Genomic DNA, 14,052 nt, shown 5'->3' with positions numbered 1-14,052 from the left:
AGCCTCAGGGCATGGTCACGGAGGAACTGAGTCCCCTGCGCCCCTTGGCATTGAAGGCCGCCACGCGGATGGTGCCGTGGAGGCTGACGGGTGCCGACCACACCGGGCTGGTGGGCCCTGGCTCGCTGCCATCGGTGGTGTAGCGCAGCGTGAAGCCCGGCACCTGCAGGTTGGCGTAAATCAGGCCCTGCTCCACCTTCAAGCCCGGCGTGGGAATGTGGTAGCGGAAGGTCGGGCCCTCGGCATCGAGGCGGGGCAGTTCCTTCAGACCCACGGTGCTTGCAAAGGTGCCCCAGGCGGCCTGGTACTGGGCTTCGGCCTTGGCAGCATCGGGCTCTGTGGCCCAAGCGGGATTGGGCGCCCAGGCCCGTTCTGCCAGGGCGAAGAGCTTGGGCACCAGTTGGTAGTCCAGCCGTTCGGGCGAGGTGAGCGTTTCGGACCATAGACAGCCCTGGATGCCCGCGATGCACTCGGCGCCATAGGCCGTCAGCCGGTCCTTGCCCACGAAGACCTTGGGATCCACCGGCGCGCCGAGGCGGTCCTCGGTGGTGTTGCGCAGGTAGTCCAGGGGAATGAAGCGGAAGGGCTTGTCCAGATCATTGAAGCCGCCCCAGTAGTAGCCGGCCTCGCGGGGATCGGGATCGTAGGCCATGTCGAAGTAGAGATTCGACACCGGGCAAAGCACCACGGGATAGCCGGCGTTCGCGAGGCGGTAGGCCAGATCCTCGGCGCCCCATCCGATCATGTTGTTCCAGACATAGCTGCGCAGGTTGCGCGTGGCGAAATCGGGGTTGGGGATGTTGTGGGGCTGACCATCCAGGGTGGTGCGGCGCAGGGCGATTTCCTCCCAGCCTGCGGTGGCGATGCCCCGCCGCTGCAGCAGCGTCTGCACGCGATCATAGAAGTCGTACCAGAGGTCGTCAGGCCCCTTCAGCTTGGCTTCAGCGACGCGCCGCAGGGAGGCTGGCGAACCCGTCCAGGCCCCCCCAGGCAACTCGTCGCCGCCCATGTGCAAGGTGCGCAGGGGAGCACCGGCTTCTTTGAATTGGCTCTGCACCTCATCCACCACCCGCTCGATGAAGGCAAAGGTGGAGGGCATTCCCGGATCCATCACGTTATCGGAATAAAGCTGGACGGAGGTGTACTTGGACTGATCGCCGGGATCCTGCAACAAAAAGGCCGCGGCCCCGGGATCACCTGCCGCCTGGAGGCGCCGCGTGCGCTCCTTCATGGACTGCACGGCCGCCCGGGCATGGCCCGGCATCTCGATTTCGGGAATCACCTCGATGTGACGAGCCGTGGCGTAGCGAAGGATCTCGATGAAATCCTTGCGCGAATAGAACCCGCTGCCAGGGGCCTTCCCGGCCTCGGGACCTGACCCCCAGGCGGGCGGAAGGGTGGCTGTGCCGTTACCGAAGCCCCGCTGGGAACCCACCTGGGTGAGCTCGGGGAGCGACGGGATTTCCACCCGCCATCCCTCGTCGTCGGTGAGATGGAAGTGCAGCGTGTTCAGTTTGAGGCGGGCCATCAAATCGAGCACCCGCAGCATAGCTTCCTTGGATTGGAAATTGCGGGCCACATCCAGCATGAAGCCACGGTAGGCGAAGCGGGGCGCATCCGTGAGTTCCAGCAGGCGCAGGGAGCCTTTGGATGGCCACAGACGCTGCAGCGACTGCAGGCCATAGAAGAGCCCTGCCGGGCTGGGTGCAGTCAACCGCAGCCCGCCTTCGCGGACACTCAGCTGGTAGGCCTCCGGGCTGGTCTGACCGGGCACCGCGCCCAGGGCCAACACCAAGCCGTGTCCCTGGGCAGCTACGACGGGCCTGCGTCCCAACCGCGGCTGGAGGATGTCGGCCGCGAGCTGAGCTTCCTGCGCCAGGGACGACTCTGCCACCACCTGGAAGTCGGCCGCAGGTTTGAAGGTGCCCTGGCCCAGGCTGAGGGACACGGGCGTGGGAAGCAAGTCCGCCGGGGCCTGATGGCCCTGCCGAGCGTTCTCCGCGTAGCGTTGCTCGGGTGAGATGCCGGGTGTGCGCTGGCCCGCGGGACGCTCCAAAGCCTGACTGGTGAGGGGCGTGATCTCCAGGGCCAGGGGCTGTCCCTTGGCCGGGGCCGAATCGAATACGAGGAAGGCCCCGCTGGGCGCATCGGACTGCTTGATCACCCAGGGATCGCTGGTGAACTCGACACGCAGGATCTGGCCTGGGGCCAGCGCCGGCGCGCCCTGCGCGCGGAGGCGGAACAGATCGCCAGAGACATGCTCGATGCGCAGGCCTGAAGCCAGGGGCTCCTTGTGCGCCGCCATGGCAAAGTGGAAATAGAGCGACCACCCCTCCATGGCCCAGGGCTCCTTGCCACTGTTGCGCAGGTGGAAGGCCATGCGCACTTTCTCCTGGCCCTGGTCCCGGTTGGAAAGCAGTTCCCACCGCACGGCCAATGAAGGCGAAGCGTTGGGCGCAGGAGCAGCCAGGACAGGCACAGTGGCCAGAAGCCAGAGAGGATTCATGGGGGGACCTCTGGGTAGTGAAGGGTCAGGATATCAAGGAATGGCGGAGCACTGGACAAGCCGGAAGGTCCACCTGGCCTTTAGTTCCCTCGTCCGCTCAGGGCCTGCAAACCCACGCCGAGGACGATGATCCCCAGGGCCACCCAGCGCATGGGGGTCATGGCCTCGCCCAGGAAGGCCCGGGCCATGAGGGCGTTGGCGATGAACCCGAGGGCCAGAAAGGGGTAGGCGTAGTTCACCTGCACCAGGGACAGCGCCCCCAGCCACACCACCACACTCACGGCATAGCAGGCCAGTCCTGCCAACACCCATGGTTCAAGCATCAGGCGGAACAGGGGACCCACGGCCACCTGCATGCCGCCGGCCGCCTGCAGCCCCTTCTTCAGGCAGATCTGAGCGGCGGCATTGAGCAGCACCCCCAGGACGATGAGCGGGATGGCCTTCACATTGGGGCTCATGGGGCCTCCTGGGAAACGGATCGCGGGCGCTTCTTCAACAGCAGGATCTCATCCCCGCCTGTGGGAACGGAAAGGATCACCTCGTACCCGGCACGCAAAGCCGGTGTCATACCCCAGGCATCCTGTTCCCAATCCCCGCGGCGGGCCACCAGTCTTGCCTCGAAATCCATGTGCTCCAGAGCCTCCGCAGAACGAAGCTCCGGCATGAGATGGTCCGTGTAGACCATGAACCCACTCCGGATGGTCTGCCAGGTGAAGACCTGGCGGCCGTGGATAAGTGGTTGGACAGCGGCTGTCCAACGCCGGTAGGACTTCATCGGATCCAACAGACGGAAGCCCCAGGTGCCACCCAGGAGGTAGAGCAGCCCCAGGGTGATGGCGGTGCCAGGTATCAACCGGGCCCCACGCCCCCGGGTGGCCTGAACAAGGACGTACGCCGTGCCAGAGATCATGACCATGGCCAGGATGCGCACGGGCGTCTGAAAGGGAGCGAGCTGGGCCTGGAGGTCGGCTCCCCCCACGCCGAGGGCCAGGGCGGTGAGCGCCGCCCCGAGCAGGGCCAGGCCGCCGCCGAGCCATCCCCCCAAACGACGGTCCCGAGCAGGGTCCACCTGATGGAAGAGGTCTGCCACCAGCAGGGCCAGAAAAGGATAGGCCATGAGGAGATACTTGCCCTGCTTGCTTTGCACCAGACTGAGGAAGACCACGGGTACCAGGAAGGCCAGCAGAAGGAAGCGCCTGGACGGATCCGTCAGTCGGTTTCCCCGCCGCAGATGCAGGAGGGTGGCAGGTAGCAGCAGCACCCATGGAAAGAAGTCCCCCAGGATGTATTCGCCGTACTTCCACCAGGGATGGATGTGATCCCAGGCTTTCGTGGCTCTCTCGAAGTTCTGGAACACGATCAGCTCGTAGGCGTACCTCGCTCCGCCGCGCCAGCCCGCGGCCACGTACCAGGGCGCCACCAACAGCACAATGAGCGCCAACCCTGCGAAAAGCCCTGCCCTGCGCAGCACCGGGAAATCGCGTTGCCAGGCCAGGAAGGCCACCAGAAGAAGCACCGAAAGCACAGGTGCCAGAGGTCCCTTGGCCAGGAAGGCCAGAGCCAGCCACACGTAGGCTTTCAGGAACCAGAGGCGGTGCTCCTCACCCTTGCCCGACGCATTCGGACCGCGAAGCAGAAGGTAGCCCGCCAGCCAGCACAGCCAGCTCCAGGCCAGCAGCGCCGTGAACAGCAGGTCGATCTGGATGAACTGGCTTTGCCAGAACCAGAGGGGCGTGGTCGCGAGAACCAGGGCCGCGGGTTCGGCGAGGCCCGGCTCCATGAAACGCTGCACCCAGCGGCGGAAAGACGACAGGAAGGCCACTGACACCACCACCGATGGCAACCGAAGCGCCCAGGCAGCCACACCCTGGGTGAAACCCAGGCCCCCGGTCAGGGCATCCATGGTGACCGCCGAGGCCTTCATCACCCAGTAATACAGAATCGGCTTCTCGCTGTAGGGCACACCGTTCAGGTAGGGCAGCAGCCAGTCTCCGCGCAGCCTCATTTCTTTCACGCACTGCGCGAAATCCGGCTCATCTGGGGTCCAGAGATCCCGCATGGGTAGCACCGCCAGAAGGAGCGCGGCCATGAGCAGCTCCGGCGCGTGGGCGCGCAACCAAACGGTGCAACGGATGAGAAAGGACTGCCGGGGGTTCATGCCACGCATGCTTCCATCTTCTCCCGGAAAAGCCTTCCCGCCACCCGGTTAGAATGGCTCCATGACTCCCACCCTGCTCAGCCTGTGCCTCTTGGCCACGCCCATCCTTGATCCCGATGGCGTGAAGGCCGACCTCAAGCAGGCAGGTAAAGAGATCGGCCAAGGGTTCAAAAAGGGCGGTAAAACCGTTGGCCAGGCCGCCGCCGAAGGGGGCAAGGCCGTGGGCCGCGGAGCCAAACAGGCCGGCAAAGGCATCGCCAAGGGCGCCAAGGAAGCGGCCAGGGGCGTGAAAGAGGCCGTGAAGTAGGATCGGGCTGCAACCGAAGGCCCTAGCGCCGTTGGGCCACCACGGCAGCGGGATTGCGAACCAATTCCGCCCAACGGGCCTTCTCAGCGGCATCCAGGTGCTCCCAGCTGGAAGCCTTGGCCATGACCAGAACGGGGCGGCTGGGATCCTCCCGCTTCAGGCGGTCGGCCACGGCCCCAAGGGCCATGGGATCCTCGCTGAACCAGCGTTCCGCATCCGCAAGGCGGTCACGGCCAAAAGCCAGCTCGCCGGTCCCCGCCACCACCACGGCCCTGGTGTGGGCGTAGAAAGGCAGGCCCTGAAAATAGTTGCCATAGCTGATCCACTGAGCATCCTTTGGCGCCTTGCGCACCAGATCGGCCACGGCCTTGCCCGGCCCGGCGGCGGACTGCACGGCCAACACCAGCAGCCACAGCGCCACCCCCAGAGCTGCCTGGAGGCGCGGTGCGGAGAGCCCGGAGGGCCTCTGGGCCCAAAGCCCCAGGCCTGCGAAACCCGCTCCCATGGCCAGCACCCAGCCCAGGCCCTCCAGATCCTTCCGGAACAGAAAGGCCGCAAGAAGGAAAATACCGCCAAGCACCAACAATTCCCAGCCCATGCGCCGCAGGGCCGCGCCCTCCTCGCCTTCGCGCTCGAAGGTGCAGGCCAGGGCCGCCAGGGGCACCAGTGCGGGAAGGATGTAAGGGGCGAGTTTGGAGCCGGAAAGGCTGAAGAAAGCCAATGGCCAGAGGAAGCCCAGCACAGTGATGCCGACAATCCAGCGCGCCAGCTGATCCTGCCCCTGGGGGCCCCTGCCCTTCAAGAAAATCCAGCTGCGTTTCAATCCCACCAGGGTGGCCGACAGCCAGGGCAGCAAGCCCAGAGCCAGCACTCCCACGAAGTAGAGCTTGTCCAAGAACCAGTTGTTGGAGCCTTGGCGCGCATGCTCGTGGGTAAGGAAACGCGTGAAGTGTTCGTGGATGAAGAAAAACTGGGCGTGACCAGGATTCGCGCGGTTGACGGCCCAGAACCAGGGCACGGCCAGCAGGAGGTAGAGCAGCCAACCCAGCGGATCGAGCGCCGTGCGGATGACGGTGCGGCGCAATTCCGGGTCCTTCCATGCAAAAGCCAGGGAGAACAGCAGAATGCCTCCGGTGAGGATCAATTCCGCCAAGCCTTTTGTAAGCATGGCCCCAGCCAGCAGCAGGAAGGTCAGCAGGGTCCAGGCCCGGGCGGGCGAGCCTTCCCGCCGACGCGCCACGGCCTCCACGAACGCAGCGACGGCCGCCACCAGGAATGCGCTGAAGAGGGCATCCAGGGTGAGCAGCTGACCCACCAGAAAGCCCAGCAGCCCCGTGGCGGCCATGAAAGGCGCCCAAAGGGGATCCCGGGCGCCGAGCCGCTTGGCAAGCCGCCAGGCCGCCCAGATCATCAGCCCAGAAGCCAGGGCCAGGGGTAGCCGCGCCGCCGCGCCATTCAGCCCGAAGAGCTTCATGCTGAGCGCGGACAGCCAGTACTGCAGTGGCGGTTTCTCGAAATAGAGCACGCCGTTGAGGCGGGGGGTCAGCCAATCGCCCGTGGCGAGCATCTCCCGCGGGATCTCTGCATAGCGGCCTTCATCGGGCTCCCACAGCGGGCGTACCAGCAAGGGAAGGAAGCCAAGGAAAACCCAGAGCAGGAGGAGGCGGGTGCGTTCGCGGCGCGTCATCTCTTTAGACTAGCCTCAACCCCCGCCCAGGAGGCCCCGGAGCGCGGCCGTGACGAGGGTCCCCAGCTGCCGGTAGCCGGCCTCGTTGGGGTGCAAGCCGTCGTCTGCGAGGTCGGGCCTCAGCTGGCCCGCCTCATCGAGCATCGGGGTGAAGGCGTCAAGGTAGGTATACCCCTTGGACTTGCACAACTGCTGCAGGCCCTGGTTGAGGGCACGGATGCGGGACATGGGCCGGGTGGCCCAGAAATCGAGGCTGGTAGGTGTGGCGCGGTGCACGGGTAGCACCGAACAGAAGACGGGCCGAACCCCGTGGGCCTGGGCCAGCTCACCCATGGAGGCCAGGTTGCCGAGAATCTCCGCCTCGGTCACCGGACCGGTATTTCCTGCGATGTCGTTGGTACCGGCGAGGATGAAGACGACCTGGGGTTTCAGATCAATGACATCCGGCCGGAACCGCAGCAGAAGCTGGGCCGTGGTCTGGCCGCTGATGCCCCGGTTCACGAAGGGACGGCCCGGAAAGGATTTCTGGAGCGGCCAGGCCTCGGTGATGGAATCCCCCAGGAACACCACCCGTGCCTCCCCGGCCTTCGGGGGTGGCAGCAACCGGTTTTCCGAGCGGTAGCGATTCAGCTCCCCCCAGTCATTGCACAGGCTCGCCAATCGGCTGGCACGCCAGGCTTCCAGGCGAGCCCGGGCCTGCCCCTGCAGCTCGGGGGTAGGTTCAGAAGGGAAGACCTGGGCCGACAGCGGCAGCAAGCCCAGCGTCGCCAACAAGGCCCACAAACCCCATCGCATGTCCACTCCTGCCGGCGTGCTAGTTTTCGGTCTCGACGATCTTTTCCAGCGCCTTGTGCTCCTCGACGAAGAAGTCGATGGCTTTCTTGAGCGAATCCTTCATGGACACCTTGGGTTGGAAGCCGAAGGTGGTCTGCATGCGCTTGATGCTGGGCGTGCGGCGGGTCACATCCTGGTAGCCCTTGCCGTAGAAGTCGCCGCTGCCCACCTCGACCATGCGGCCCTCGGGAATGCCGCGCTCGATGCGGAAAGGATGGTCCTTCCAGATGGCAATCATCTGCTCGGCGATCTCACGTACGCTGAAGTCGTTGGCGGGGTTGCCGATGTTGAAGATCTCCCCGTTGGCCTTGCCGCCCTCGTTGCGCAGGATGGCCATGAGGCCGTCCATGGCATCGGCCACGTCGATGAAGCAGCGACGCGCGGTACCGCCATCCACCAGCTGCAGGGGCTCGCCATTGAACAGGTTCCAGCTGAACTGGGTCACCAGGCGGCTGCTGCCTTCCTTGGCAGTGTTGAGGCTGTCGAGCTTGGGGCCCATCCAGTTGAAGGGGCGGAAGAGGGTGAACTTCAGGCCCTGCTGGAAGCCGTAGGCCCAGATCACGCGGTCCAGCAGCTGCTTGCTGGTGCTGTAGATCCAGCGGTTCATGGGAATGGGCCCGGTGACCAGGGGAGATTCGTACTCGTCGAACTCCTCGTCCGGGCACATGCCATACACCTCGGAAGTGCTGGGGAAGATGACGCGCTTCTTGTACTTCACACACTGCCGGACGACGCGGAGGTTCTCCTCGAAATCCAGCTCGAACACGCGCAGGGGGTCGGTCACGTAGATCTTGGGCGTGGCGATGGCCACCAGGGGCAGCACCACATCGCACTTCTTGATGTGGTACTCGATCCATTCCTTGGAAATGGTCACGTCGCCTTCCACGAAATGAAAGCGCGGGTTGGCCAGATGGTCCGACACCTTGTGGGCGCCCAGATCCAGGCCGTAGACCTCCCAATCCGTATCCGCCATGATGCGGTCCACCAGATGGGAGCCGATGAATCCGTTGACACCGAGAATGAGGACTTTCACGCAGGCTCCTAGCTCAAACGTTCCAGTTTATAGCCTGAGGTGCCCCTTGAACATCCGGTTTGTCCCCTTCCAAGTGGAGCCGCGGCTTTACCCCCGGTATTCCGGAAAGAATCCCGCCTTCGGCACCCATTCACGCCCTTGCGCTGACTCCCACTCGCTCCGGCGTTTCAGGAGGCGTCCATAGGCCTCCGCATCGTGCACCCACTTCCCCACCCGGAAATCCACGGCCCCGTGGGGTGCGAAGGCCAGCTTGTAGTTGAAGATCCCATCGGCTTCCTGCCAGCCTCCGCCCAGCACGAAAGTGGACTTGCCCGTTTGTCGTCCCCACTCGATGACCGCGTGTTTTAGCAGGTCATTGGGACGGGCATGGAAGGCCTCGGCCAAGGTTCCACCCAGGAACGAATAGAGGTTTCGCTCCGCGACCAGCACCAGTTCTGTGGACACAATCTGCCCATCGAGCCACGCATGGAAAAACATGAACTGGCCTTCGAGATCGCGAATGATCGATTCAAAGAAGGGTCGGCCGAAGAAGTAGCCGCCGGAGGCCTCCCGGCGATCCAGGGTGGATTCATAGATCTTGAGGAAGGCATCCAGTTCTGCCCCCTCGGGATCCAGGCGAATCTCGACCCCCAGCTGCCGGGCCTTGTTGACGTTCTTCCTCACCTTGTGCGCGTAATCCATCCACAGGGCTGATTCATCCAGCTGCAGGGCCCGCACGACATTGCTGCGGTCCACCACAGTTTCCATGGGCGCATCCAACAACTGTTCGGGAAAGAGTGAGAGCCGCGCAAAGGTGGACACGATCTTCTGATCCATCGCCCACCCAGAGAAGGCCTTCCAGAACGCGTCTGCACCCGCCCGACCATCGCCCCAGGTGAATGGCCCGCCGTAACCATAGGCCGTGACGGCATCCCAGGCCTGCTCCTGCCCTCCAGCCCAGGATTCGGCAGCGATCGGCCTGAGGATGAGGGGAAACAAGATGCCTCCCGCTTCCGTTTCACGAACCACGCCCACCACGCGGTCATGGGCATGGGTGAACAGACGCACGTAGGCCGGATGGGCCGAAACTTCCCGATCCGGCCAGCGCCGCCAGAACGCCACCCATTCGTCAAAATCCGACGCCAGGGCAGCATCCAGAATCCGGATGACCCCTTCGGTCTTTCCAGAGCCCGCCTTCGGCGCCCGGGTGCCGATGACCTTCGCAGGAGACCCCACCACGGTCACCCCGTCCGGAACATCCGTGATGATCGTGGAACCAGCCCCAATCATCACGCCGCTGCCGATGGATAGACACTCTTTGACCACGGCGCCAATCCCCACCCAACTGCATTCCCCCACCGACACACCGCCCGCCAGCCGCACGCCGGGGGCCACATGAACGCCGTCTTCAAGGATGCCGTCATGCCCCACCGAGGCCCCTGTGTTGACGATGGCCCCGCGGCCGATGCGGGAGCCGATGATGACTGCGGACTGGGAGCAGATGACCGTGCCCGCCCCGATGGTGGAGAAGCGACTGACAGAAGCATGCGGGTGGATCAGCACCGGAGCCCTGAATCCATCCCGGATCAGCCGGTTCAGCATCTCGAGGCGCAGCGCGTTGGCCCCAATGGCCACGATGGCTTCGGGATAGTCCTCCCGGAACCGGTTCGCATCCTGGGTCTTCCCGATGACCTTCCAGTCCCCCACCTGCGTCAATTCCGGAAAGAGATCATCCAGAAAGGCGATGTTCTCCCATTGCCCCAGGGACAAGGCGATGTCTGCGACGACCTTGCCATGGCCGCCGGCGCCGACAATCAGTAATCCGCTCATGAACGACCCTCAGCTGGAAGCACACGCCTGGTGGAGCTTTTCTGCGTGGGGACGGGCCGCGGAGGCGTCTCTATCCCTGCGCTTTCATCAATGGCTCTGCAGGGGATTCCCCGACAGGGCGTTCCGCGATTCTAATCTGCTTCAGCATTTGATCAATGCCTGAAGACAGCGATGGCACCACATCTTCACTTGGAGCAAACCGGCCGGGTGCGCCTCACCGCATGGTCAGCACATTCGGAGAAAGGAGCAAGGCATTCCGTTTCATTCACAAGGAATCTCCAAGATTCCTGTGGCCAGGAGACCCGGCTTGGCCACAATCGAGCCATGCGCATTGCTGCCATTGACGTCGGCTCCAACTCCATCCACATGGTGGTGGTGGAGGCCGATGCCATCGGCGGACAGCGTGTTCTCGCCCGCGACAAGGCCATGGTGCGGCTGGCCCGGGGCGAGGCCAAGTCCGGCGAGATCGGGCCCGAAGCCTTCCGCGCCGGCCTGGACGCCCTCGCCCAGATGGCCAAAACCATCAGTGATTTCGGATGCGAAACGCTCATGGCCTGTGGCACGGCCGCCCTGCGGGATGCCAAGAACGCGCAGGCATTTGTGCTGGGAGCCGAAAAACTGGGCATCCCCATCCAGGTGATCTCCGGTGAAGAAGAGGCGCGCCTCATCCATCAGGCCGTCTCCCACGCCATCCCCTTCCCCCCCGAGCCGGTCGCCCTGGTGGACATCGGCGGCGGCAGCACCGAATTGACCTGGGTGGCGGGCGGGCGGGTGGCCGCCAGCATCTCCCTGCCCTGGGGCCTGCAGCGGCTGGCGGATGCGGCCCAGACGGCCAACCCGCCCACCGCCCACGACCTCAAGCGGCTGCGCAAGATGATCCGCCGCATCCTCAAGAAGGCACGCAAAGATTTGCCTTCGGAACTGCCGGAGCCCCGGCTGATCCTGGGCACCTCCGGCACCCTGGAGGATCTTGCCAAGGGCGCCGCAGCGGGCCAGGCCTTTTCGGCGGAACAGCTCCGGGACTTCGCGCTCAAGCTGTGGCGTGCCGATGCCCAGCACCGGATCGAGCGCCTGGGGGTGGACCCCAAGCGCGCCGAGGTGCTGCACGTGGGCGCCATCTGGGCCCTCTCCCTCATGGAATGGCTGGGTTGCCCTCCCCTGCGCCACCTGCCCGTGGGTCTGCGGGAGGGCATGATCTGGGAGGCCCTCAAACACGGCGGCGCGGCCATTCCGCCCCTGGCAGACCGGCGCAAGGCCTCCATCGAACAGCTGGCTTCGCGCCTGGACCCCGATCCTGGCCACAGCCGCCATGTGGCCCGCCTGGCGGATGAACTGTTCACTTCGCTGCAGCCCCACTTCGAGCTGGGCGACACCGAGCGCCAGTGGCTGGCCTACGCCGCGCGGCTGCACGACATCGGCTTCTCCATTTCAGAGAAGGGTCATCACAAGCACGGCGAGTATCTCATCCGCAACGCCGCCCTGCCCGGCTTCTGGCCCGAGGAAGTGGATCTGCTGGCCCAGGTGGTGCGCTTCCACCGTGGCAAGGCGCCCCACCACACCAAGCATGAGGCCTTCCGCGCCCTGGCCCCCTGGCACCGCCAGGTGGTGAGGAAGCTGGCCGCCATCCTCCGGGGCGCCGATGCCCTGGATCGCCGCAGGAGGCAGTCGGTGCGGCACCTGGCGGTGGAGGTCGACGAATCGCGCCTCAATCTGATCATCGATGCCGCCGGGGACGTGGAACCTGAAATGGCGGCCTTCCTCGAAAAAGGCTCGCTGCTGGGCACCCTGCTGGACCGCAGGATCGAAGTTACCGTAGCCTAGGGCTTCATGACCCTGGACGAACTCATCAACGATTGGAATGGCCTTCCCCCCAAGGACGACCGGATTCCCCTCCTGAACGATGAGACGCTGCGTGACGGCCTGCAGAGCCCCTCCGTCCGCGATCCTGATATCGCGGCCAAGCGCGACCTCACCCACCGGCTGGCGCGCCTTGGCGTGGATGCCCTGGATCTGGGCATGCCCGGCGCCGGGCCCAAGGCCCTGGCTGCCGTGCGGGCGCTCATGGTGGAGATCCGCGACCATCGGCTGGCCATAGCGCCCAATGTGGCCGTGCGCACCGTGGAGGCCGACCTGGCCCAGGTGGCCGAGATCCAGCAGCGCGCTGGCATGCCTCTGGAGGCTGGTGCTTTCCTGGGCTCCAGCCCCATCCGCATGGACGTGGAGGGTTGGGATCTGGCCTTCCTCGTCAACACCGCCCGCAAGGCCGTGGCCTTCTGCCGCCGCCACGAGGTGCCCGTCATGATGGTGACCGAGGACAGCACGCGAGCCCGGCCCGACGTGCTGAAAGCCATCTACGCCGCAGCGCTGGACGAAGGCGCCCAATCCATCTGCCTGTCGGACACCTGCGGCCACGCCACCCCCGACGGCACCCGGCGCCTGGTGCGGTTCATCAAAGAGGAGGTCGTCAAGGATCGCTCCGTGCGCATCGACTGGCACGGACACAACGACCGCGGCCTGGGCGTGGCCAATGCCATTGCCGCTTTCGAGGCCGGTGCCGACCGCCTGCACGGCAGCATCCTGGGCATCGGCGAGCGCTGCGGCAACGTGGCCATGGATCAGCTCATGATCAACCTGCATCTCATGGGTTTCCCGAAGGGCGATCTCTCCGACCTGCCCGCCCTGGCGGAACGGGTGGCCGAATTGTGCGATGTGGAGATCCCCGCCAACTACCCCGTGCTGGGCCGCGATGCTTTCCGCACCGGCACGGGTGTTCACGCCGCCGCCATCGTGAAGGCCCTCCACCGCGGCGATGTGGAACTGGCGGATGCCGTCTACTCTGGCGTCCCCGCCGCCCTGGTGGGCCGCCGCCAAGAGATCGAGATCGGCCCTCTGGCGGGTCACAGCAACGTGGTCTACTGGCTCGAAATGAATGGCTACGATCCCAGCCCCGACCGCGTGGACCGCATTCTGAACGCTGCCAAGAACAGCGCCAGGATTCTCAGCGAAGCCGAAATCCGCGCCGTGTCTGAGTCGGCCAGCCGTTAGCCCAGGCCCCGCACTTCGCCGACGCTCAGGCGCCGGATGCCCTCGGAAGTGGCCACCTTGAGGCGGCCGTCGAACTCCCAGCCGAGGGCGGTGCCCTGGCCCTCTTCCCAATGGATCGCCAGGCCTGCCTCCGGCCAGCGGAAGAGCGGCCGGAAATCCGCATCGAGGTGTTCCCAAAGCCCCGCGATGCGCAGGGCCAATGCAGGCGCCGAGGGCGCCTGCAATCCCACGTCCTCCAGGCAGGCTGGGGCAAAGGTTCGCTCCGGAAGGTGCGGGGCAGCACTCAGGTTGACGCCCAGCCCGAGGATGAGCCGACCCGCCACCTGCTCGCCGATGATGCCCCCCAGCTTCACCAGCTTTGCCTCGCGCCGGGCCACCAGATCATTGGGCCATTTCAGGCCCAAGGTTTGCCCTTCTGGATCTAGCACCTGAGCCGCCGCGGCCATGGCCCGCTGCAGCAGCACGCCCGGCGCCACGCCGCTGGATGCCGGAAGCGCCGCCGACATCCACAACCCGGCCCCGGCGGCGCTTTCCCAGCGATTGCCCTGGCGGCCCCGCCCTTCGGTCTGGCGATCCGCCAGCACCGTACAAAACCCGAGGTGGGGATTTCGCCGCAGGAAGGCCTGAGTGGAATCCACCACAGGCAGGTGGATCAGGCGCCGTTCCATGCTGC

11 protein-coding genes are annotated in these 14,052 nt (G+C 65.3%); 3 read left to right on the top strand and 8 right to left on the bottom strand.

Features of this window, described 5'->3' with window-relative positions; translation table 11 throughout:
* Positions 1-4 precede the first annotated feature (4 nt).
* The 3 genes from Q9293_RS08905 to Q9293_RS08895 all read right to left on the bottom strand — a co-directional run bounded on the left by Q9293_RS08905 (position 5) and on the right by Q9293_RS08895 (position 4,673).
* The gene (locus Q9293_RS08905) at positions 5-2,506 is read right to left on the bottom strand and encodes a family 20 glycosylhydrolase (protein ID WP_306252171.1); all 2,502 of its coding nucleotides are present in this window, start codon (positions 2,504-2,506) and stop codon (positions 5-7) included.
* 80 nt (positions 2,507-2,586) lie between these two features.
* Positions 2,587-2,964 (bottom strand): hypothetical protein, encoded by a 378-nt coding sequence (locus Q9293_RS08900; RefSeq protein WP_306252169.1) that lies wholly within the window; start codon positions 2,962-2,964, stop codon positions 2,587-2,589.
* The gene (locus tag Q9293_RS08895; protein WP_306252167.1) at positions 2,961-4,673 is read right to left on the bottom strand and encodes a glycosyltransferase family 39 protein; all 1,713 of its coding nucleotides are present in this window, start codon (positions 4,671-4,673) and stop codon (positions 2,961-2,963) included. Before Q9293_RS08895 ends, Q9293_RS08900 begins: the two co-directional genes overlap by 4 nt.
* Positions 4,674-4,725: 52 nt before the next feature.
* Between Q9293_RS08895 and Q9293_RS08890 the strand changes: the two genes are divergently transcribed.
* Positions 4,726-4,971, top strand: a complete 246-nt coding sequence (locus tag Q9293_RS08890; RefSeq protein WP_306252165.1) for a hypothetical protein — start codon at positions 4,726-4,728, stop codon at positions 4,969-4,971.
* Between the two features lie 22 nt (positions 4,972-4,993).
* On the opposite strand, the gene Q9293_RS08885 is transcribed toward Q9293_RS08890, so the two are convergent.
* From Q9293_RS08885 to Q9293_RS08870, 4 genes are all read right to left on the bottom strand, one after another.
* Positions 4,994-6,658 (bottom strand): glycosyltransferase family 39 protein, encoded by a 1,665-nt coding sequence (locus Q9293_RS08885; protein ID WP_306252163.1) that lies wholly within the window; start codon positions 6,656-6,658, stop codon positions 4,994-4,996.
* Positions 6,659-6,673: 15 nt separating this feature from the next.
* Positions 6,674-7,453 (bottom strand): GDSL-type esterase/lipase family protein, encoded by a 780-nt coding sequence (locus Q9293_RS08880; RefSeq protein WP_306252161.1) that lies wholly within the window; start codon positions 7,451-7,453, stop codon positions 6,674-6,676.
* A 19-nt stretch (positions 7,454-7,472) separates the two neighbouring features.
* Positions 7,473-8,525, bottom strand: coding sequence for a bifunctional UDP-4-keto-pentose/UDP-xylose synthase (locus tag Q9293_RS08875; RefSeq protein WP_306252159.1), 1,053 nt, complete (start codon positions 8,523-8,525; stop codon positions 7,473-7,475).
* 87 nt (positions 8,526-8,612) lie between these two features.
* Entirely contained in the window at positions 8,613-10,334 is a 1,722-nt protein-coding gene (locus Q9293_RS08870; protein ID WP_306252157.1) for a NeuD/PglB/VioB family sugar acetyltransferase, read from the bottom strand.
* A 324-nt stretch (positions 10,335-10,658) separates the two neighbouring features.
* Here Q9293_RS08870 and Q9293_RS08865 point away from each other — a divergent pair, with 324 nt between their 5' ends.
* Positions 10,659-12,155 carry a Ppx/GppA phosphatase family protein gene (locus Q9293_RS08865; protein WP_306252155.1) on the top strand — a complete coding sequence of 499 codons (1,497 nt, stop codon included), beginning with the start codon at positions 10,659-10,661 and terminating at the stop codon, positions 12,153-12,155.
* A gap of 6 nt (positions 12,156-12,161) precedes the next feature.
* A complete protein-coding gene (locus tag Q9293_RS08860) occupies positions 12,162-13,379 on the top strand; it encodes a LeuA family protein (protein ID WP_306252153.1) in 1,218 nt (405 codons plus the stop codon).
* Here the strand turns inward: Q9293_RS08860 and Q9293_RS08855 are convergent.
* Positions 13,376-14,047, bottom strand: coding sequence for a biotin--[acetyl-CoA-carboxylase] ligase (locus tag Q9293_RS08855; protein ID WP_306252150.1), 672 nt, complete (start codon positions 14,045-14,047; stop codon positions 13,376-13,378). The two genes, Q9293_RS08860 and Q9293_RS08855, sit on opposite strands and share 4 nt — an antisense overlap.
* Between the last annotated feature and the right edge of the window lie 5 nt (positions 14,048-14,052).

Source organism: Geothrix sp. PMB-07 (assembly GCF_030758935.1).
Taxonomy (GTDB): domain Bacteria; phylum Acidobacteriota; class Holophagae; order Holophagales; family Holophagaceae; genus Geothrix.
Note: the sequence above shows the minus strand (reverse complement) of the source record. Positions and strands in the feature narration are given on the sequence as shown.